The sequence below is a fragment of the Kribbella sp. NPDC002412 genome (genome assembly GCF_053592935.1).
The window spans coordinates 63,068-82,739 of the sequence record NZ_JBSFBL010000008.1 but is presented as its reverse complement, the minus strand read 5'-3'; the positions used below and the strand labels follow the sequence as shown (position 1 = coordinate 82,739).

The 19,672-nt window shown below is 69.2% G+C and carries 18 protein-coding genes; 8 read left to right on the top strand and 10 right to left on the bottom strand.

Annotation, left to right across the window (positions count from 1 at the left end):
• Positions 1–306: 306 nt before the first annotated feature.
• The 3 genes from ACWCOV_RS09085 to ACWCOV_RS09075 all read right to left on the bottom strand — a co-directional run bounded on the left by ACWCOV_RS09085 (position 307) and on the right by ACWCOV_RS09075 (position 4,237).
• Positions 307–2,778 carry an FtsX-like permease family protein gene (locus tag ACWCOV_RS09085; RefSeq protein ID WP_449828698.1) on the bottom strand — a complete coding sequence of 824 codons (2,472 nt, stop codon included), beginning with the start codon at positions 2,776–2,778 and terminating at the stop codon, positions 307–309.
• A complete protein-coding gene (locus ACWCOV_RS09080) occupies positions 2,775–3,566 on the bottom strand; it encodes an ABC transporter ATP-binding protein (RefSeq protein WP_449828697.1) in 792 nt (263 codons plus the stop codon). Before ACWCOV_RS09080 ends, ACWCOV_RS09085 begins: the two co-directional genes overlap by 4 nt.
• A 74-nt stretch (positions 3,567–3,640) precedes the next feature.
• Complete coding sequence (locus tag ACWCOV_RS09075; RefSeq protein WP_449828696.1) at positions 3,641–4,237, bottom strand: TetR/AcrR family transcriptional regulator; 597 nt, start codon at positions 4,235–4,237, stop codon at positions 3,641–3,643.
• 103 nt (positions 4,238–4,340) lie between these two features.
• Here ACWCOV_RS09075 and ACWCOV_RS09070 point away from each other — a divergent pair, with 103 nt between their 5' ends.
• The 4 genes from ACWCOV_RS09070 (at position 4,341) to ACWCOV_RS09055 (ending at position 8,900) form a co-directional block, all read left to right on the top strand.
• Positions 4,341–5,384, top strand: a complete 1,044-nt coding sequence (locus ACWCOV_RS09070; RefSeq protein ID WP_449828695.1) for a hypothetical protein — start codon at positions 4,341–4,343, stop codon at positions 5,382–5,384.
• A gap of 185 nt (positions 5,385–5,569) precedes the next feature.
• Positions 5,570–6,964 carry an extracellular solute-binding protein gene (locus ACWCOV_RS09065; protein ID WP_449828694.1) on the top strand — a complete coding sequence of 465 codons (1,395 nt, stop codon included), beginning with the start codon at positions 5,570–5,572 and terminating at the stop codon, positions 6,962–6,964.
• Positions 6,965–7,015: 51 nt separating this feature from the next.
• The gene (locus tag ACWCOV_RS09060; protein WP_449828693.1) at positions 7,016–7,957 is read left to right on the top strand and encodes a carbohydrate ABC transporter permease; all 942 of its coding nucleotides are present in this window, start codon (positions 7,016–7,018) and stop codon (positions 7,955–7,957) included.
• A gap of 115 nt (positions 7,958–8,072) precedes the next feature.
• A complete protein-coding gene (locus tag ACWCOV_RS09055; protein WP_449828692.1) occupies positions 8,073–8,900 on the top strand; it encodes a carbohydrate ABC transporter permease in 828 nt (275 codons plus the stop codon).
• Between the two features lie 493 nt (positions 8,901–9,393).
• Here ACWCOV_RS09055 and ACWCOV_RS09050 read toward each other — a convergent pair whose 3' ends face one another.
• Positions 9,394–10,071 (bottom strand): hypothetical protein, encoded by a 678-nt coding sequence (locus tag ACWCOV_RS09050; protein WP_449828691.1) that lies wholly within the window; start codon positions 10,069–10,071, stop codon positions 9,394–9,396.
• A 477-nt stretch (positions 10,072–10,548) separates the two neighbouring features.
• On the opposite strand from ACWCOV_RS09050, the gene ACWCOV_RS09045 reads away from it, so the two are divergent.
• Positions 10,549–10,974: a CBS domain-containing protein gene (locus ACWCOV_RS09045; RefSeq protein ID WP_449828690.1), complete on the top strand. Its 426-nt coding sequence runs from the start codon at positions 10,549–10,551 to the stop codon at positions 10,972–10,974.
• Here ACWCOV_RS09045 and ACWCOV_RS09040 read toward each other — a convergent pair.
• Genes ACWCOV_RS09040 through ACWCOV_RS09030 form a run of 3 tightly spaced genes read right to left on the bottom strand, consistent with a single transcriptional unit; the run spans position 10,971 to position 14,019 of the window.
• Positions 10,971–11,333, bottom strand: coding sequence for a DUF4190 domain-containing protein (locus tag ACWCOV_RS09040; protein WP_449828689.1), 363 nt, complete (start codon positions 11,331–11,333; stop codon positions 10,971–10,973). The genes ACWCOV_RS09045 and ACWCOV_RS09040 overlap by 4 nt on opposite strands.
• 53 nt (positions 11,334–11,386) lie before the next feature.
• Entirely contained in the window at positions 11,387–12,736 is a 1,350-nt protein-coding gene (locus ACWCOV_RS09035; protein WP_449828688.1) for a M16 family metallopeptidase, read from the bottom strand.
• On the bottom strand, positions 12,733–14,019 hold the full coding sequence (locus ACWCOV_RS09030) for a M16 family metallopeptidase (RefSeq protein WP_449828687.1): 1,287 nt from the start codon (positions 14,017–14,019) through the stop codon (positions 12,733–12,735). Before ACWCOV_RS09030 ends, ACWCOV_RS09035 begins: the two co-directional genes overlap by 4 nt.
• Positions 14,020–14,133: 114 nt before the next feature.
• On the opposite strand from ACWCOV_RS09030, the gene ACWCOV_RS09025 reads away from it, so the two are divergent.
• Both ACWCOV_RS09025 and ACWCOV_RS09020 read left to right on the top strand, forming a co-directional pair.
• A complete protein-coding gene (locus tag ACWCOV_RS09025) occupies positions 14,134–14,481 on the top strand; it encodes a YciI family protein (protein WP_449828686.1) in 348 nt (115 codons plus the stop codon).
• Positions 14,474–15,706 (top strand): RNA polymerase sigma factor, encoded by a 1,233-nt coding sequence (locus ACWCOV_RS09020; protein WP_449828685.1) that lies wholly within the window; start codon positions 14,474–14,476, stop codon positions 15,704–15,706. The genes ACWCOV_RS09025 and ACWCOV_RS09020 overlap by 8 nt, the downstream gene beginning before the upstream one ends.
• On the opposite strand, the gene hisN is transcribed toward ACWCOV_RS09020, so the two are convergent.
• A complete protein-coding gene (hisN, locus tag ACWCOV_RS09015; protein WP_449828684.1) occupies positions 15,690–16,469 on the bottom strand; it encodes a histidinol-phosphatase in 780 nt (259 codons plus the stop codon). The two genes, ACWCOV_RS09020 and hisN, sit on opposite strands and share 17 nt — an antisense overlap.
• A gap of 144 nt (positions 16,470–16,613) precedes the next feature.
• On the opposite strand from hisN, the gene ACWCOV_RS09010 reads away from it, so the two are divergent.
• The gene (locus ACWCOV_RS09010; protein ID WP_449828683.1) at positions 16,614–17,105 is read left to right on the top strand and encodes a DUF2231 domain-containing protein; all 492 of its coding nucleotides are present in this window, start codon (positions 16,614–16,616) and stop codon (positions 17,103–17,105) included.
• A 77-nt stretch (positions 17,106–17,182) separates the two neighbouring features.
• Here the strand turns inward: ACWCOV_RS09010 and rsgA are convergent, their stop codons facing one another.
• Both rsgA and aroA read right to left on the bottom strand, forming a co-directional pair.
• Positions 17,183–18,184 carry a ribosome small subunit-dependent GTPase A gene (gene rsgA, locus ACWCOV_RS09005; protein WP_449828813.1) on the bottom strand — a complete coding sequence of 334 codons (1,002 nt, stop codon included), beginning with the start codon at positions 18,182–18,184 and terminating at the stop codon, positions 17,183–17,185.
• Between the two features lie 162 nt (positions 18,185–18,346).
• Entirely contained in the window at positions 18,347–19,621 is a 1,275-nt protein-coding gene (gene aroA / locus ACWCOV_RS09000; RefSeq protein WP_449828682.1) for a 3-phosphoshikimate 1-carboxyvinyltransferase, read from the bottom strand.
• Positions 19,622–19,672 lie beyond the last annotated feature (51 nt).

Genomic DNA, 19,672 nt, shown 5'->3' with positions numbered 1-19,672 from the left:
GGTCGGTTCGACGGTTGGGGTGGATGTGCGTGAGCGGGTTTGCGCGGAATCGGTGGGGCGGGATCTGTGGGGGCGGGGGGCATGTTGGGGCGGGGTTCTACGACGTTGCGGGATTCAAGGCGGGCCGGAGTTCCTGTGCATGTGCAAAGCACTGGCGGTGGACGGTTCGTGGGTTGGTGACGGCGTTGGTCGGCGGTGGGTTGCGGATTGAGCGGCTGGGGGAAGTGCTGGTGGACCGGCGCCAGCGCCATCCGGGGATGGCGCTGGCATTTGGCGGCGGCCGGGCACCCGAGCCGTGTGTAAGAGCTAGTCGGTGTGGGTGGGTTGGGTGGGGGAGTGGCGGAGGGCTGTGGTGGCCGGGATGAGGGTTGAGAGGAAGGTCAGGACGGCTGCGGCTGCGACGATGAGCAGGTAGATCCACAGCGGCCCGGTGGGGAGGGACGAGCCGGAGACCTTGGCGGAGAAGGGGATCAGGCAGGCCAGGGCGACGAGGGTGCCCAGGGTGATGCCGGTGAGCCAGACCAGGGTGCTTTCGGTGGTGAGCATGCGCAGGACTTGGCCGCGGGTCGAGCCGGTGAGGCGTTGGAGGGCGAACTCGCGGCGTCGGCGGAGCGTGGTCGAGGCCAGGGTGTTGACGACCGAGACTGCTGTGTACGCGATCAGCATGCCGACGAGCATGTAGTTGACCCAGGCCTGTGTCTGCAGGTCTTCCGCGTTCGACGCGACGAGTGAGTCGCGGTCCGCGACCTGTACGCCGGGGTGCTTGGCCGCGAGTGTTGTCAGAGCTGCGCGTACGTCGGTGCCGGGCTCAGCGCGGACCAGCAGCTGCGTGATCAACCCGTCGGTGGTGTGAGCCGCGACGAGCGATGCCGGCAGGATGATGGATTCGTAGCCGCGTTTGGCCGCGAAGGTCGCGACCACCCGCAGCTTCACCGCCGTACCGTCGCCCAATGTCATGTCGATCTCCGAGCCGACACCCCGATCGATCTTTTCGGCCACATACTCCGGCAGCGCCACGGTCGATCCGGTGAGTCCGGACAATGAGCCCTCCGTCAACCGGACCGGCGCCGTACCGTCCGCGCCCTGTGCGTCGACGCCGATCAGCGGAGCGCCCTCCTCGTCGAAGGGAGCGTTGCGCGGCTCGTCGATCACGCCGGTACTGCGGACGAACGCCGAAGCACTCGCCACCCCAGGAGTCTCCCGGACCGCGGTCAGCAACTGAGGTGACAGGCCTGCCGAGGAGACCAGTACGGCGTCCGCGCGAAGGTCCCGCGTGAACGCCTCGGAGGCGGCGTGGACCTGCGTGGTCTGCATGTAGAGGTTCGCGGTGGAGATGCCGACGGCAAGCATCACCGGCATCGCGGCGGCCGACAGCGCCACCGACCGCGCCGTGACGTTGCGGATCGCGAGCCGTCCGTTGACCCGGGTCAGCGCCTGAACCGGCCACCGCCACACCAGCAGCGCGGCCTTCGTCCAGAACGGACCGAGCAACGCGACTCCGATCGCCCAGCACAGGATCGATGGGCCGGCGGTCGCACCGGCCAGCGGGCCGGTCATCACGGTCGCGGTCACGATCAGCAGAGCCAGACCGCCGCCGAGAAACAGCACACCGAAGAGCAGCCGCAGCCAGCTGAACCACTTGCGCTGCAGCGACGCCTCCATCAACGCCTCGACCGGCCGGATCTTGGCCGACCTGCGCCCCGCGATCAGGGCGGCGCCGATGGCCGCGAGTACGGCGGCTCCCGCGCCGGCGGCGAACGGAATCCAGCCCTGGAAGAACTCGACGACCGGGGACGCAACACCGTGCGCGCCGAGCTCCTCGAACAGGAACCGGCCAAGGAAGACACCAGGTACGACGCCCAGCAGCACAGCGGGGAGCGACACCAGCAACGCTTCACCGAGGATCATCCGCCGTACCTGGCCGGGTGTCGTGCCGATGCCGCGGAGCAGGGCGAACTCGCGCTCGCGATGCTGCGCGGACAAGGCCAGCGTGGAGGCGACGACGAACATCATCGTCATCGTCGCGATCCCGCCGAACGAGCCGGCGATCGCGATCAACGCGACCGCCTGCGACTCACTCCCGGGGTGCTCGGCCAGGCCGCGGTCGATCCCGGTCCGGACGGTGATGCCGCCGTCGAGCGCCTCGATCCGGTCCTTCACCGCGTCGATGTCGGCGCCGGGTGCCGGCAGTACGCCGACATCCGCGAAACGCGCCGGATTGTCGACAAGGCGACGAGCATCGCGGTCGGAGAAGAACGCGTGACCGGCAGGACCCTGGGCGATGCCGCTGATGGTGAAAGCAGTCGGTGTGCCATCGAGGAGGAAGGTGACGCGGTCGCCGACCTTCGCGCCGGGGGCAGTCGTGACGACCTGACCGGCGGTCGGTGCCCGGCCTGCGGTCAGCTGATACGGCGCCAGAGCGGCGGAGCTCCAGTTGTGACCTTCGGTGGCCCCAGCCCCGAAGACCGGGAACGTGTAGTCGCCGATCGCGTCCGAAACGCCTTCTACAGAACGGATCTGAGCCAGTAGCGAGGTCGGAACGCCGACGCGCTCGGGAAGCGGAGTCGCGTCTTCCGCACCAGGACGAAGGTGGGACTGATTGCCGGTGACAACGATCGGAGCGGCCGCGAGGCGTTCCGGCGCGACATTGGAGCGGATGCCGGTCTCCATCAGGCCGCCACAGGCCATCACGATCGCGGTGCCGAAGGCGACCGCGACGAAGGTTGCGATGAAGCCGCCCTTGCGGAAGCGCAGAGTGCGGACCGCGAGCCGCATCATCCCGCCACCGCCGACAGGGCACGCGCGCCGAGATGAGTCATCCGGTCGGCGACCTGCTCCGCGGTCGGCGCGACCAGGCTGCCCGCCAGTACGCCGTCCGCGAGGAAGACGACCTGGTCGGCGTACGAGGCCGCGACCGGGTCGTGAGTGACCATGACGACCGTCTGGCCTTGGGTGCGTACCGGCTCACGAAGCAACTCGAGGACGTCGGCGGCGGTCTGTGTGTCGAGAGCGCCGGTGGGCTCGTCGGCGAAGATCACCGCGGGCCGGGCGACCAGCGCGCGGGCGATGGCGACGCGCTGCTGCTGACCGCCGGAGAGCTCACCGGGGCGGTGCTTGTGGCGATCGCCGAGCCCGACGCGGTCGAGGACGTCGCGGACGGCGGCGCGGTTGGCGCGGCGGCCGTCGAGCTCCTGCGGCAGGCAGACGTTCTGCCAGACGGTCAAGGCCGGAAGGAGGTTGAACGACTGGAAGACAAAACCGATGCGCTCACGGCGGAGTTCGGTCAGCCTGCGTTCGTTCAGGTCGGCAAGCGGCTGGCCGGCGATGAACACGCTGCCCGACGTGGGACGGTCCAGACCGGCCGCACAGTGCAGGAACGTGCTCTTGCCCGAGCCGGACGGGCCCATCACCGCGGTGAAGGTGCCGGGGGCGAAGTTGATGGAGATGCCGTTGAGGGCGGTGACGGCGTTGGCGCCACGGCCGTAGACCCGTCGTACGTCGTGCAGGACGACCGAGTACTCGGGTCCGCCGACTGATTCCTGCGACCGTCGCGTCTTCTTCTTCATGCGCAAGACGCTACGGAGCGTCAGCCGCGCTCCCCAGGGTGCTGGACCGCCGCCGTAGGTGGGTGAAACTCCACCTACGAGCGGACCAGGGCGCGCAGGCCGGCGATGTAGGTGTCGGGGGAGACGTCGCCGATGATCAGTCGCTGGAGCACGAAGCCGGGGACGATGCCGAACAGGACCTGGGCGATGTGGCGCGGGTCGACCGAGGGGTCCACGGTGCCGTCGGCCTGGCCGCGCCGGGCGACGTCCTCGAAGTGGCTGCGGAGCTGGGAGTACTTGCCCTGCGCCACCGCCATGATGGTGGGGTTGCGGAGCGCCTCCGACCAGGCCTGGATCGCAACCCGGGTCACGTCGCCGCCGGGACGCTCGGCGATCGTGACGACGTGGTTCAGCGCGGCCTCCAGCGCGGCGAACGGGCTGAGCGGCTCCTCGGACGCCAGCAGCTTCCCGAACAGTTCGTCGACCGCGCTCAGTGCTTCCTCGGCGATGGCCGCGACGATCTCCTCCTTGCTCTTGAAGTAGCCGTACACCGCCCCCGCCGACAGGCCGGACTCGCGGATCACGTCGGCCATCGTCGTCTTGTGGAACCCCTCCTCGATGACGCAGTGGCGGGCCGCCGCGACGATCTGCCGGCGGCGGGCCAGGCGGTGCTCCTCGGTGACTTTCGGCATGCCCGGAACATAAAACGAATGTCCGTTCTTGACAAGTGGGCCGCTCTGGGGTCACGCTCGATCCAATAAAGAACGGTCATTCGGTTTATAAGGAGTCTTCCTCATGTCCGCTCAGCTGACCGGGCACCACCCCGAGCAAGCGCCCGAACACACCCCCGAGCATGCCGCCGAGAACCGGCAGCGGCCGCCGGTGGTCGCCGTCATCACCCTGCTGACCGTCCTGCTCACCGTGCTGTTGATCGCGTTCGCGTGGCCGGCCGCGCGCTCTGAGCCGCGCGACGTCCCCCTCGCGGTCGCCGGACCACAGTCGGCTGTCGCCGAGGTGGAGAAGGGGCTCGAGCAGGCGATGCCGGGTGGTTTCGAGGTCACCGCCGTACCGGATCGGGCTGCTGCCGTGCGGCTGATCGAGGATCGGGACGTGTACGGCGCCATCGTGCTCGACCCGAGGCAGCCCGAGGTGCTGACCGCGTCGGCCGGTGGTCCCGCGGTCGCGCAGATCCTCACGCAGTTGTCGACCCGGTTGTCGCCCGAGGCGCCGGCCAAGGTGACGGACGTCGTACCGCTGCCGGCTGACGATCCGCGTGGTGCTGGGCTGGCCGCGGGTGCGCTGCCGCTGGTGCTCGGCGGGATCATCGCCGCCGCGGCGTTGACCCAGCTGGTCAAGTCCGGCTCGCGGCGGATGGTCGGGGCGATCGGGTTCGCGATCACGGGCGGGCTGGCGCTGGCCGCCGTACTGCAGTTCTGGCTGGGGTCGTTCGACGGGAGCTACTGGGGCAACGCGGGCGTGATCGCGCTGTCGATCGGCGCGGTGAGCCTCACACTGCTCGGACTGGAGTGGCTGCTCGGCCGGGCAGGGCTCGCTCTGGGGGCGGCCGTGATGATGCTGCTCGGCAACCCGCTGTCCGGGCTGACGAGTGCACCCGAGATGCTGCCGAGCGGCTGGGGCGCGTTGGGGCAGCTGCTGCCACCGGGAGCGGCAGGTACGGCGCTTCGTTCGGTCAGCTTCTTCGACGGCGCCGGAGCCGGGCGACCGCTCGTCGTACTGGGCTGCTGGCTGGTCGCCGGACTGGTTCTTTGCGTACTCGGCGCACTCAAGTCACAACGCGTCGTACACCCCCGCCACGAGCTCGAAGCGGCTACTGTCTGAATGTCATGACAACGCGGTGACCGGATCGTTACGTGCCGGTCACCGCGTAGCTGCGTTCCGACCGGGACAACGTTGTCTGTCAAGCATTGACTTCGGCCGCCCCGGCCTCCTACGGTCGCAAGAAGCCCAGCGGTATTGGGTCGGGGTACCGGGATGACAACGATTGCCCGAAGGTGGACGTGATGGTGACAAGGAAACGTTTCAAAGCAGCCGCCGCGGTGAGTGCGTTGCTGCTGGCGGTCTCGGCCTGCAGTCAGGGGTCGACGACCAAGGAGCCGGAGGCGGGTGGCTCGCAGAGCGCCGGCCCGGCGAACATCAAGATCGCGTACCAGCAGTGGGGCCCGGGCACGGTGATGAAGAACTTCCTCACCGGCGTCAAGGCCGAGTACGAGTCGGCCAATCCCGGTTCGACCGTCGAGATCCTGCCGATCGTGGCCAGTGAGAACGACTACTACACCAAGCTGCAGCTGATGATGCGGTCGCCGAACACGGCGCCGGACGTGGTCTACGAGGACACGTTCCTGATCAACTCCGACATCACAGCCGGCTACCTGCGTCCGCTGGACGACTACATCAAGAACTGGGATCAGTGGAGCCAGTTCGAGGACACCGCCAAGGGCGCGGCCAAGGCGCTGGACGGCAAGACGTACGGCGTCCCGGACGGCACCGACACCCGGGCGCTCTGGTACAACAAGCAGCTGTTCGCGAAGGCCGGACTGCCCGCCGACTGGCAGCCGAAGACCTGGGACGACGTCCTCAGCGCCGCCCGGACCATCAAGGAGAAGGTCCCGGGTGTCATCCCGCTGAACGTGTACTCCGGCAAGCCGATGGGTGAGGCCTCGGCCATGCAGGGATTCGAGATGCTGCTGTACGGCACCAAGGACTCGCTGTACAACAACGACCAGCAGAAGTGGGTCGTCGGCAGCCAGGGCTTCAAGGACTCGCTGAACTTCATCAAGACGATCTACTCCGAGGGCCTCGCGCCGACGCCGAAGCAGGCGCTCGACCCGAACATGGGCAGCAAGGTCGGCACCGAGCTGCTGCCGGGCGGCAAGCTGGCGATCGCGCTGGACGGCTCCTGGATCTACGGCAACTGGCAGAAGACCGGCGCCAAGCCGTGGCCGCAGTGGAGCGAGGTGCTCGGCCAGACCGCGATGCCGACGCAGGACGGCGGCGGCAAGGGCAAGGTCAGCCTCTCCGGCGGCTGGACCTGGGCGATCCCGGCCAAGTCGAAGAACCCGGACGCGGCCTGGAACCTGATCAAGACGCTGCAGACCCAGAAGAACGCGGCCAAGTACGCCACCGAGGGCGCGCAGATCGCCGTACGCAAGGACGTCGCCTCCGACGAGACCTACAAGTCGTCCGCGAAGAGCACCCAGTTCTTCACCGACCTTGTCTCGGTCACCGTGTACCGGCCGGCGTACGCCGAGTACCCGAAGGTCTCCAACGAGATCATCACCGCGATGGAGGCGGTGATGACCGGGCAGTCCACGCCGGACGAGGCCGCCAAGAACTATGACGAGGCCGTCGAAGGCATCGTCGGCAAGGACAAGACGACAACGGACAGCGGCGGGCAGTAGCCCCCCGTCTTCCCCGTCAACTAGCCCCCGGCTGACGAAGGATCCCTCCCTGTGACGACGACAGTCGCTCCCGCGGCGGCCAAGCCCGCTCCGTCCGGAAAGCACTCCGGGCCGAGCGGGCGGCCGCGCGCCGCCAAGCTGTTCAGGATGTTGCCGCTGACACCGGCGATCGGGTTGATGCTGGTCTTCCTGGCCGGCCCGATCATCTACTGCCTGTACGCCGCGTTCACCAACATGGCGCTCACCGGCACCGGTGCGGCCGAGGTCAGGTTCGTCGGCCTCGACAACTTCCGCAAGGCGTTCGGCAGCGGCGCCTTCACCAACGCGATCTGGCTGACCCTGGTGTTCACGTTGATCTCCGCGATCATCGGCCAGAACACCCTCGGCCTCGGCCTCGCGCTGCTGATGCGCCGGTCGACCAAGCTGGTCCGCAACTTCGTCGGTACGGCGGTCATCGGAGCCTGGGTGCTGCCCGAAGTCGTGGCGGCGTACCTGCTCAGCGCGTTCTTCAACGACGAGGGCACGCTGAACGTGATGCTGCACGCGGTCGGCCTGCCCGGCCAGGACTGGTTGTACGCGGCACCCATCATCGCGGTCTCGCTGGCCAACATCTGGCGCGGTACGGCGTTCTCGATGCTGGTCTACTCGGCCGCGCTCAGCGAGATCCCCAAGGAGATCGAGGAGTCCGCCGAGATGGACGGCGCCCGCGGCGGCCGGCGGCTGCTGTGGGTCACGCTGCCGATGATCAGCCGGGCGATCATGACCAACCTGATGCTGATCACGCTGCAGACCCTGAGCGTGTTCGGCCTCATCTACGCAATGACCCGCGGCGGGCCCGGCACCAAGAGCCAGACGCTGCCGCTGTACATGTACGAGCAGGCGTTCAGCTTCTCCCAGATCGGCTACGGCACAGCGATCGCCCTGGTGATGCTGGCGATCGGCGCGGTGTTCTCGCTGATCTACCTGCGTGGACTGAGCTCGGAGGCCGCATGACAGTACATATGCCACGCCTCCGGCGCGGCGGATCATCGGGCTGTAACTCCCGGCCTTCCCTCGTCGCTCCGGTCGCTTCGCTCCCTCCACTCCTCAGTCCAGGCCGGGAGGCCCGATGATCGCCCGCGATCGGATCAGCAAGCTGTCCGCCAACCTGATCCTGTTGGCGATCGGCGTGCTGTTCGTCCTGCCGCTGCTGTGGGTGCTGTTCGCGTCGATCAACCGGACCGCCGGACTGCGGGTCGAGTTCCCGACGAATCCGACCCTCGGCAACTTCAAGGCGGTCCTCAACACCGACACGACGTACCGTCCGGTTCTGAACGGCGTGGTGCTGTGCGGTGGTGCCGCACTGCTCACGATGGTCTGTGCGGTGCTGGCGGCGTACCCGCTGTCGAGGTTCAAGTCGAAGTTCAACCGGCCGTTCCTGCTCACCGTGCTGTTCTGCACCGGGCTGCCGATCACCGCGGTCATGGTGCCGGTGTACGGCCTGTTCGTGCAGCTCAACCTGGTCGACACCATCGGCGGCACGATCATGTTCATGGCGACCTCGTCGTTGCCGTTCGCGATCTGGCTGACGAAGACGTTCATGGACGGCGTACCGCTGTCACTCGAGGAAGCCGCCTGGGTGGACGGCGCCAGCAACATGCAGGCGCTGCGCCGCATCGTGCTGCCGCTGATGTGGCCGGGGATCGCGGTCGTGATGATCTTCACCTTCATCGGCATGTGGGGGAACTTCTTCGTCCCGTTCATGCTGCTGCTGTCCCCTGAGCGGCTCCCGGCCTCGGTCAGCATCTTCACCTTCTTCGGCCAGTACGGCGAACCCAACTACGGCCAGCTCGCTGCTTACTCCTTGATCTACACGACTCCGGTCCTCGTGCTGTACCTGCTGCTGAGCAGGAAGCTGGGCGGAGCGTTTGCGCTTGGCGGCGCGATCAAGGGCTAGTACGGCGTACGTCGGCAACAGGACGCCGCCGCGGCGGTCGAAGGACACCGCTCCGCGGCGGCTGTCTTGTTGGGTGCGCAGGTCGTGGTCACGGGTCGGCGTGGTGGGGTGCCGTGGGCTGTGGGCGGGCAGGAAGGGACGCCGCTGCGGGGCGGCTGTCTTGTCGGGCGCCTGCGGCGGCGTGCGCGCTCGGTGGTGATGGGGCGGGGTGGTTGGCGCCGTGGGCCGTGGACGGGTAGCAAAGGACGCCGCTGCCGGACGGCTGACTTGTGAGGCGGGATTGAGTGGTGGGCCTGGTGGCGCGGGTGCTGTGGGCAGCAGGGGAAGGACGTAGCTTCGGCGGCGGCGGCGGCGACGGCGGCGGCGACGGCGGCGGCGGTTGTTGGCTGGCTTCGCCAGCGTGCGCGGGTGTGCTGAGTTGCCAGCGTGGTCGGCGCAGCTACTGCAGGGAGCGTGAGGGGCCGGCGACTGCAGACGGCCGAGGATCGTTGGCCTAGCGGTCGGTCAGGTTGCGGTGGGTTTGTTTCCAGAAGTCGAGTTTTTGGTTGAAGTCCCAGTCCCACTGGTAGTCGGGGGCTGCGTCGGCGAAGCGGGTCAGGGCGGTGGGGGCGAGGGAGCCGGTGGCGGCTGGGACGGCGTCCAGTACTAGGGCCAGGCGGACTGTGAAGGTGGCCAGTCTTGTGAGGCGGGGGTGGTCGTTCGACGCTTCGATGTCTTTCAGTTGGCTGCGGAGTTGTTTGATGGTGCGCAGGGCGGTGCGGTGTTCGGACCGGCCTGCTGGGGTGAGATCGTCGGTTGGGATGCCGAGGAGTTCGGCGAGGTCAGACAGCGGGACCTCCGGCGCGGGGGAGGTGGACTTGCGCAGCAGACCTGGTTTGTCGGCCTGGAGGTGCTCGGCGATCTGGTTGAGCAGTTCGTCCAGGCCGCGCACGACGGCAGGCAGTGCGAGGTCGGCGGTTTTGCGGCGGTTGCCGGCGAGGGCGGTGACGCGTGCATGGTCGGCCTCGACCGTCGTACGCAACGACTGTGGCCAGTCGTCGAGTCCGGCCAGCTCCTCCTTGGGGGCAGCAGACGGGTTGAGGTCGCCCGCATTCAGAGGCTTGCCACCGGCGAGTGCAGCGGCGATCTCCTCTTCGATCTTCTTCTGCGGACCCGGAACGATTGAGCTCACCCTTCCACCCTACGCAGGTGTCGGGCGCGGGAGCTGGCGTCGCCGCCGACACCAGTGGGGTGGTGGCAGGGGCAACAGTTGGGGGGTTGGACGGGGTCCGGGGGGCTTGAACAGGATATTTGCTGTTCACGGGAACCAGATGGTGTTCATGGACCCGATAGTTGGTCCGGCCGGCGGGCGGTGGGCAGATGCTTCGAGTCGGGCGGTCGGGCGGTCGGGCGAGTCGGGCGAGTCGGGCGAGTCGGGCGGTTGGGTGGTCGCCGCAGGTGTCCTTCGTTGTCGGTGGCGCTGGGTTGGCCTGGCTGGGTTCGCGGTCGGTTGCGGGACCGGGAGGTGGGCGCTCTTGGATACGGAGAGTGATTTTGTGAAGGGGTTCACGCAGTAGGACTCATCACAACCTGTGATCGGTGAGGGCTGCCGTTGGGGCGGGGTTTTCGCTACCTTGGGGTATTGGTCCCTCGATTTGCAGGAGGCTCCGTGAAGATCAACGACGTACTGCGCGGCAAGGGCAACCAGGTCGTCACCATCTCCCCAGAAGCCACTGTCACCGACCTGCTCGCCCTGCTGGCCGACCACAACATCGGCGCCGTGGTGGTGAGCCCCGACGGGTCCTCCGTGGCCGGCATCGTCTCCGAGCGCGACGTCGTGCGGCTCTGGAACGGCACTCCGGACGCGGGAGACGTCCGGGTCAGCTCGATCATGACCGCCGACGTGGCCACCTGCAGCCCGGACGACCACATCGACAACCTGATGCGGCTGATGACGGATCGCCGGATCCGGCATGTGCCGGTGGTGGTCGAGGGTTCGCTGGCCGGTCTGGTCAGCATCGGTGACGTAGTCAAGTCCCGGATCGGTGAGCTCGAGTTCGAACGCGAGCAACTCTCGAACTACATCACGCGCTAGACGGCGAGCGTCAGCACCACCATCGCCACGACGAAGAGCAGGCCGATGGCGAGCAGCGCTGTGCCGATCAGGCCGCAGATCTGCCCGGCCTGGGCCATGCCGCGGTTGTTGTAGACGCCCGGCGACGCGTCGATCTCGGCGAGCGCCTGGCTGCCGAGCCACCAGGCGACCGGCGAGACGATCAGCAGGCCGGTGCACAGCGCGATCGCACCGAGCACGAGTGCGACCGTGGCCTGCGAGTGGTCGCGCAGGACGCCGTACGCCGGCTGGTCCGGGAAGCCCGGCTGGAGCGGGTACGACGGGGACCAGAAGGTGTGGGTGCGATCGGTCGCGTCGGTCGGCCGCTCGGTGAACGACATGGTCTTGCTCCTCTGCTCAGAACCCAGGCGCTGAGCAGAGGAGCGAGGCGCTCTCAGCCCAGTTCGATCAGGTCGCCCAGCGCGAGCTCGGTGAGCTGCGGCCGGACGTCCTTCGCTTCCCCTACGACGACCACCAGCAGGCCGTTGGTTCCGACGTACCGACGGTAGGCCTCGGTGGCCTCTTCGGCGGTGGTGGCGGCGATCTGGGCCAGGTAGGTGTCGGCGAAGCCGATCGGGACCCCGTTCGCGATATTGCTGCCGACCTGCTGGGCGACCGAGTCGGCCTGCTCGTACCGCAGCGGGGCGGTCCGGATCAGGCTGTCCTTCGCCTCCTGGACCTCCTGCTCGGTCAGCCCGTCGCGGGCCTCCCGGAGGATCCGGAGCGCGTCGCTGATCGCGGCGCCGGTCACCTCGGTGCGTACGGCGCCGCCCAGGCTGAACGTGCCGCCCTTGCGCGGAGCCGCAAAGCTCGTCCGGGTGCCGTAGGTGTAGCCCTTCTCCTCGCGGAGCACGGTGTCGACGCGCGACGTGATCGTGCCGCCGACGACGTGGTTCGCGACCGCGGCCGCGCCCCAGGCCGGGTCCCGGCGGTCCGGGCCGGCGCAGCCGATCAGCAGCTGGCTCTGCACGGAGCCGGGCCGGTCGACCAGGACGACGCGGTCGCCCGGGATGTAGATCGGCTCCGGCGTCTCGAGCGCGGGGCCGGACGCGGAGGTCCAGCCGCCGAACGCGTCGTCGATGACGCCGGCCACGTCCACGCCGGTCGCGTCACCAGCGAACAGGATCTGCGCGCGGCCCGGGCCGATGTTGTCCCGGTAGAACTCGGCCACCTGGACGTTCGTCAACGGCCGGATCGTGTCCGGCGTCCCGGCGGTCGGGCGCGAGCGTCGCGTCGCGGCGTCGAACAGGTTGGCCGCGAACGCCTCCCGGGCCCGGTAGCCGGCGTTCGCCCGCTCCTGGTTGATCTCGCCGAGCCGGATCGTCACGTGCCGGCCGACGTCGGCCTGGTTGAACGCGGGCCGGGTGACCGCCTCGGCGAGCAGCTTCACCGCCGGGGCCAGGTGGGACACCGGCACCGAGATCTCCACGTGCAAGGCGTCCGAGCTCACGTCCACGCCGTACGCCGCTCCGTGCCGCTCCAGCGCGGCCGCGAACTCGTTGGCCGACCGTAGCTCGGTGCCCTCGTCGAGGGTCCGGGACATGATCGTCGCGACGCCTTCCAGCTCGCGCGGCTCGGCGATCAGCGGCATCGCGATCGTCACCCGGACGGTGGCGACGTACTGACCCGGGCGGTCGAAGACGTGCACCGGGGTCCCGGCCGCGGTCGTCGTGGTGGTCGCGTCCGGGAACTTCCAGGGGCGTTGCGCGCCGACGGGCGGCGGGGTGGTCAGGACCTGATTCATGCGTTCTCTCCTGCCGACTCGGTACGGCGGTAGGTCACCTGAGCGCGTCCGGACGCGCGGATCCACTTCGCGGCCGCGGCCTGGACCTGGTCGGCGGTGACCGCCTTGACCTGGTCGATCCGGGTGTTGATCCGGTTCGGGTCGCCGAACAGCAGGGCGTGGTGGGAGATCTCGTCGGCCCGGCCGGCGCAGGTGGCCAGCTGCTCCAGCCAGTCCCGCTCGGCCTGTGCCTGCACGGTGGCGAGCTCGTCCTCGGTGATGCCGTTCTCGGCGAGCTGCTCGATCTCCTCGAGCAGCGCGTCCTCGACCTTCTGCAGGTCCACGCCGTCCGAGGCGATCCCGGTCAGCGTGCCGAACGAGACCCCGCCGATCAGCGGCAGCGCGCCACCGGACACCGACTGCGCGATTTGCTCGTCGCGGACCAGCCGGCGGTTCAGGCGTCCGCTCTGGCCGGCGGCGAGGATGTCGAGCGCGAGACCGGCCGCGTCGAGCTCCGGCGTGCCGTCGACCGGCAGCCGGAACATCATCGTGACCAGGTCGGACGGTACGTCGGACACCACGTCGTCACGCAGCACCTCGGTCAGCGGGCCGATCGTGCCGTCCGGCGCGGCCGGCGGCTTCGGGATGGCCGGCAGGTGGCCGAAGTACCGCTTGGCGGCGTCGAAGGCGTCCTCCTCCGAGACGTCGCCGACGATCGTCAGGACGGCGTTGTTCGGGCCGTAGTACTGCCGGAAGAACGCGTGCACGTCCTCCACCGAGGCGGCGTCGAGGTCGGCCATCGAGCCGATCGTCATGTGCGCGTACGGGTGGCCTTCGGGGAAGGTGAGCTTGACCAGCCGCTCGTAGGAGTCGCCGTACGGGCGGTTGTCGTAGCTCTGCCGCTTCTCCTCCTTGACCACGTCGCGCTGGTTGTCCAGGTTCTCCTGGTTGACCGCGTCGAGCAGGTAGCCCATCCGGTCGGCCTCGAGCCACAGCGCCAGGTCGAGACCGCCGCTGGGCAGCGACTCGAAGTAGTTCGTCCGGTCGAAGAAGGTGCTCGCGTTCAAGCTGGCGCCGGCGGTCTCCAGCAGGCTGAAGTGCTGGCCGGACGCCACGTTGCGTGACCCCTGGAACATCAGGTGCTCGAACAGGTGCGCGAACCCGGTCAGCCCCGCCGGCTCGTGCCGGGATCCCACGTCGTACCAGAGGTTCACGGCGACGATCGGGACGGCGCGGTCGGAGCTGACGACGACGCGGAGGCCGTTGTCGAGCGTCTGCTCCGCGATGGGGTAGGTCAAGGGCATGCCAGCCACCCTACGTGGTCCGGAAATTCCCCGCGTGAGATGTCGATCTCGCCGGTGCTCGCGCATCGGGTTGGTAGATGCTGGATTCCGACCTGCACAGGAGAGGTGACATCGGTGGGCAAGTACCTGGTGATGATCTACGACAACGAGGCGATGTGGGCGGCGGCCGGACCGGACGTGGCGGAGGCGAACCACCAGCGGCACCAGGCGTTCGCGGCGGCCAACGGGGCGGCGCTGCGCGGTGGCGCGCAACTCGGTGAGAGCGACACCGCGACCTCGATCCGCTCCGACGGCAACGGCGGGTACGTCGTCACCGACGGGACGTTCGTGGAGACGAAGGAAGTGATGGGCGGCTACTACCTGATCGAGGCGGCCGACCTGGACGAGGCGCTGGAGATCGCGAAGCAGGTGCCGGCGCCGATGGGCGGGGTCGAGGTCCGGCCGATCGTCAACGGTGGCTGATCCGGTCGCCGGCGTCGTCGCACAGGCCGTGGCGGAGGCCCACTCGTCGGAGTGGGCTTTCGTCCTGGCCGCGACGGCCCGGGTCGCGGCCGATCTCGACCTGGCCGAGGACTGTGTCCAGGACGCGTACGCGCAGGCGCTGGTGCATTGGAAGGAACAGGGTGTGCCGCGGCGGCCGGGTGCCTGGCTGACGACTGTCGCTACCAGGCGGGCGTTGGAGCTGCGTCGCAGGGCGTCGGTCGCCGAGCGCAAGCTGCCGTTGCTGGTGACGGATCCGATCGACGACTCCGGTGCGGAGGTGTTCCCGGACGACCGGCTGCGGCTGGTGTTCACCTGTTGCCACCCGGCGCTGGCGCAGGAGGCGCAGATCGCGCTCACGCTGCGGCTGGTGTGCGGGTTGTCGTCGGCGGAGATCGCGAAGGCGTTCCTGGTCAAGGAGACCGCGATGCAGGCCCGGATCACCCGGGCGAAGCACAAGATCTCCCGGTCCGGGATTCCCTACCGGGTGCCCCGGCTGACTGATCTGCCGGAGCGGACCGACGCGGTGCTGGACGTCGTACACCTGGTCTACACGGCGGGGCACACGGCTGCGGACGGTGCTGAGCTGTCGCGGCCGGACCTGGCCCGGCGGGGGATCGACCTGGCGCGGATGGTGCGGTTGCTGCTGCCGGACAGCGGGGAGGCGACGGCACTGCTGGCGTTGCTGCTGCTGACGCAGGCGCGGCAGGCGGCTCGAGTCGACGACGCCGGGCAGTTGGTGCTGTTGGAGGACCAGGACCGCTCGGTGTGGGACCAGGCGCTGATCGGTGAGGGCCTCGGGCTGGTGCGGGAGGCGTTGGGGTGGCCGGCTGGGCGGTTCGGGTTGATGGCGGCGATTGCTGCGGTGCACGCCGAGGCGGAGCGGTGGGAGGACACGGACTGGCCCGAGATCCTGGGGCTGTACGACCTGCTGCTTGCTCGCTGGCCGTCTCCGGTGGTCGCCCTCAATCGAGTGGTCGCGCTCAGCTATGTCGACGGACCTGCGGCCGCGTTGCGGGCCCTGTCGGAGCTGGCCGACGATCCCGCGTTGGCGACGTACCCGTATCTCGCGTCCACCCGCGCGGAACTGCTGCGCCGTACCGGCGACTGGTCCGCGGCCGTCGCCGCCTACGAGGAGGCGTTGGCCTTCACCAGCAACGCGGTCGAAGCCGACTTCCTGGTCCGGCGGATCACTCGAGGCGCTTGAGGACCTCGTCGTGCAGGCGGCCGTTGGTGGCGACCGCGTTCGGTCCGTTGGGGCCGGGGACGCCGTCGACCGAGGTGAACTTGCCGCCGGCCTCCTCGACGATGATCGCGAGGGCGGCCATGTCGTACAGGTTCAGCTCGGGCTCGGCGGCGATGTCGACCGCGCCCTCCGCGACCAGCATGTAGGACCAGAAGTCGCCGTACGCGCGGGTCCGCCAGCAGGAGTCCATCAGGTCGGCCCACTGGTTCTTCTTGCCGAGCTTCTCCCAGCCCTTGAGCGAGGCGTACGACAGCGAGGCGTCCTCGATCTTGCTGACGTCGCTGACCCGGCACGGCTGGGACGAGTGCAGGGCGCGGCCGGTCCAGGCGCCATCGCCGTACGACGCCCACCAGCGCTTCCCGAGTGCCGGAGCCGACACCACGCCGACGACCACCTGGTCCTCGATCATCAGGCTGATCAGCGTGGCCCAGACCGGGACGCCACGGATGTAGTTCTTTGTGCCGTCGATCGGGTCGACCACCCAGCGGCGCACACCCCAGCCGGAGGTGCCGTCCTCCTCGCCCACGAACGCGTCCCGCGGGCGTGCCCGGGCGAGCGTCTTGCGCATCACGTCCTCGACCTTCTTGTCCGACTCGCTCACCGGGGTCAGGTCCGGCTTGGTGGCCACGTGCAGGTCGAGCGCCTTGTAGCGGTCCATCGTGGTCGAGTCCGCGTCGTCGGCCAGGATGTGGGCGAGCCGCAGGTCATCCGTGTGCGAAGGCATGCCGGAAGGCTAGCCTGACCGGCCGCCCAGCGGGGGAGGTGTCCGCAAAGGTTGCGGAACGGTTGCGGCGCGCATTGAACCGAATCCGGTCGTTGAACGTGCAGTTAGTGTCTGATCACGTTCACGACTGCCATGGAGGCGTCAATGTTCGAGCGCTTCGGGGACCTGCCGCTGCACGTGCTGGTGATCCACGCCGCGGTGGTCGTACTGCCGGTGGCCGCCCTCACCCTGATCGCGTTCGCGCTGCTGCCGCGCTGGCGGTGGCTGCTCCGGTGGCCGGCGCTGCTGCTCGGGCTCGGCGCCCTGGTGCTCGCGTACGTCGCGAAGGAGAGCGGGGAGGCGTTCGTCGCCGCCGTGCCGACGCTGGAGCAGGCGGTGCGGGAGCACGAGGAGCGGGGTGACCTGCTGTTCTGGTTCTGCCTGATCTTCGCGGTGGTGGCGGTAGCTGCGGTTCTGCTGCTCGGCGGGCCGTCCGCGCTGGCCAGCGGAAAGGGTGCCAAGGCAACCAAGAGCAAGCCGCTCGAGCTGGTCACGAGCGCAGCCGTCGTGGTCATCGGCGTACTCGTCATCTACCAGACCATCCGCACCGGAGACGCAGGCGCCAAAGCAGTCTGGGACGGGCAGTTGCCCAAGTAACTGCTGGCTCCTGCCGGACGCTTGACCGCGCCCCGCCGCGCTGCGCGCGGCGGGGCGCGGGTAGTTGTAAGGCGAGCCTAGCCGGGGGTGAGGTCCTGGGGGTTTGTGGTGTCGCGGCCTTCGCGGCTGGCGAGTAGGCGGCGGAAGGAGGCGACGCGTTCGCGGTCTACTCCTTCGGCTTCGTCCAGGGCGCAGTCGGGGGCTGATTCGGTGTGGGTGCAGCCTCGGGGGCAGCCTTCGGCGACCTCGGCCAGGTCGGGGAACGCGTGGATCAGCTTGTCCGGATCGATGTGCGCCAGACCGAACGAGCGGATGCCCGGGGTGTCGATGATCCAGCCGCCTTCGGGCAACCGGAGAACCAGCGCACTGACCGACGTGTGACGCCCGCGACCTGTCACCTCGTTGACCACGCCGATCGCCCTGTCGGTGCCGGGGATGAGGCCGTTGACCAGCGTGGACTTGCCGACACCCGAGTGGCCGACCAGGACGCTGGTGCGGTTGTCCAGTTGCTCGTGGAGCTCGCTGAGGTCGCCGCCTTCGTGAGTCGCCACCGACTCCACCCCGAGTGGGCGGTAGATCGACAGCAACGGATCCGGGTCGGCGAGGTCGGTCTTGGTCAGGCAGAGCAGTGGGCGCATCCCGGCGTCGTACGCGGCGACGAGGAAGCGGTCGATCAGGCCGGTCCGCGGTTCGGGGTTGGCGACGGCGACGACGATGACGAGCTGGTCCGCGTTCGCCACCAGGGGGCGCTCGACCGGGTCGTCGTCATCGGCCGAGCGGCGCAGCAGCGTCGTCCGGGGGAGTACCTCGACGATCCGGGCCAGGCTGCCTTCGGTGCCGCTGGCGTCGCCGTCGAGTTTGACCCGGTCGCCGACGATCACGCCCTTGCGGCCGAGCTGCCGGGCCTTCATCGCGGTGACGACTCGATCGCCGGGCTCGACCCAGCAGGTGTAGCGGCCGCGGTCGCGGGTGATCACGAAGCCGACGACGGCGTCGTCGTACGAGGGGCGGTCCTTGGTCCGCGGCCGGGTCCGGCGCTTCGGCCGGTCGTACCGGGCCTCCTCGTCGTACCGCGACATCAGCCGGCCAGGCCGTGCGTGATGGTCTCGCGCCGTAGCGAGCAGGTGCTCGGTGCGGTAGCTCGGCGCGCTGGAGCGAAGGTCTCGATGCGGATCCATCGTGGCCTTTGCTCCAGTGCGGCGAGATGCCGTGCCGAGTGCCGCGCAGTAGGCGCGGGACCATCACGCACGGCCTAGCTCCGACCACATCTCGGGGAACTCGGGCAGGGTCTTCGCCGTGGTTCCGATGTTCTCGATCAGCAGGTCGTCGACGAGCAGGCCGAGTACGGCGGCCGCGTGCGCCATCCGGTGGTCGTGGTACGTGCCGAAAAGCCCACCGTGCAAGGGCTTCGGCCGGATCTCCAGCCCGTCCGCCGTCTGCGTCACGTCGCCGCCGAGCGCGTTGAGCTCCCGCTCGAGCGCCGCCAGCCGGTCCGTCTCGTGGTTGCGCAGGTGCGCGATCCCCCGCAGGTACGACGGCCCGTCGGCAAGCGCAGCCACTGCGGCGATCACCGGCGTGAGCTCACCGACCTCGCCCAGATCCAGGTCGACCCCCTGCACGCGGCCGGTGCCGCGCACGGTCAGACCATCGTCGCTGCGGGTCGCCTCGGCGCCGAAGCGGGTGAGGATGTCGGGCAGTTGGCCGCCCGGCTGGGTGGTCCGCGCCGGCCAGCCGGTCACGGTCACCTCGCCACCGGTGAGTACGGCGGCGGCCAGGAACGGTGCGGCGTTCGACAGGTCCGGCTCGATCGCCGTGTCCGTCGCGCGAATGGGGCCGGGGGCAACGACCCAGCGGTTCGGTTCGCTGTCGTCCACCTGGACGCCGCGCTCGCGCAGCATCCCGACCGACATGTCCAGGTGCGGCTGGGACGGCACCGGCTTGCCGTCGTGGCGGATGTCGACGCCCTCGTCGTACCGGGCGCCGGCGAGCAGCAGCGCGGAGACGAACTGGCTGCTGCCGGACGCGTCCAGCGTGACCTTGCCACCGCGGACCGAGCCCGCGCCGGACACGGCGTACGGCATCCGGCCGGTGCCGTTGTCGTCGATCTGGACGCCGAGGGTGCGCAGCGCACCGAGGATCACGTTCATCGGCCGCTCCCGCGCGTACGGGTCGCCGTCGAACTCGACGACACCGTCGGCCAGCGCGGCCACCGGCGGGACGAACCGCATGACGGTGCCGGCCAGGCCGCAGTCGACGCTCGCCGGGCCCTTGAGCGAGCCGGGGGTGACGGTGACCGTGCCGCCGTTCTCGGTGATGCCGACGCCGAGGGAGACGAGCGCGGACCGCATCAGCGTGGTGTCGCGGGCCGTGAGCAGGCCGGTCAGGTGCGACGGGCCGTCCGCGATCGCGGCGAGGATGAGCGCACGGTTACTGATCGACTTCGATCCGGGCACCGTGACCCGGCCGGTGACCGGACCCTCGGCCCGCGGCGCCGGCCAGCCCTGCAGTTCGCTCATCCCACTCCCTCGACTCGGATTTCCCTGCCCCGAGCCTAGGGCATGAGCGTC

Bases quoted from the DNA above. Each gene is read 5' to 3' on its own strand.
- ACWCOV_RS09085 (WP_449828698.1), bottom strand. From the start codon at position 2,778: ATGATGCGGCTCGCGGTCCGCACTCTGCGCTTCCGCAAGGGCGGCTTC.
- ACWCOV_RS09080 (WP_449828697.1), bottom strand. From the start codon at position 3,566: ATGAAGAAGAAGACGCGACGGTCGCAGGAATCAGTCGGCGGACCCGAG.
- ACWCOV_RS09075 (WP_449828696.1), bottom strand. From the start codon at position 4,237: ATGCCGAAAGTCACCGAGGAGCACCGCCTGGCCCGCCGCCGGCAGATC.
- ACWCOV_RS09070 (WP_449828695.1), top strand. From the start codon at position 4,341: ATGTCCGCTCAGCTGACCGGGCACCACCCCGAGCAAGCGCCCGAACAC.
- ACWCOV_RS09055 (WP_449828692.1), top strand. From the start codon at position 8,073: ATGATCGCCCGCGATCGGATCAGCAAGCTGTCCGCCAACCTGATCCTG.
- ACWCOV_RS09040 (WP_449828689.1), bottom strand. From the start codon at position 11,333: ATGTCGTTCACCGAGCGGCCGACCGACGCGACCGATCGCACCCACACC.
- ACWCOV_RS09035 (WP_449828688.1), bottom strand. From the start codon at position 12,736: ATGAATCAGGTCCTGACCACCCCGCCGCCCGTCGGCGCGCAACGCCCC.
- ACWCOV_RS09030 (WP_449828687.1), bottom strand. From the start codon at position 14,019: ATGCCCTTGACCTACCCCATCGCGGAGCAGACGCTCGACAACGGCCTC.
- hisN (WP_449828684.1), bottom strand. From the start codon at position 16,469: ATGCCTTCGCACACGGATGACCTGCGGCTCGCCCACATCCTGGCCGAC.
- ACWCOV_RS09010 (WP_449828683.1), top strand. From the start codon at position 16,614: ATGTTCGAGCGCTTCGGGGACCTGCCGCTGCACGTGCTGGTGATCCAC.
- rsgA (WP_449828813.1), bottom strand. From the start codon at position 18,184: ATGTCGCGGTACGACGAGGAGGCCCGGTACGACCGGCCGAAGCGCCGG.
- aroA (WP_449828682.1), bottom strand. From the start codon at position 19,621: ATGAGCGAACTGCAGGGCTGGCCGGCGCCGCGGGCCGAGGGTCCGGTC.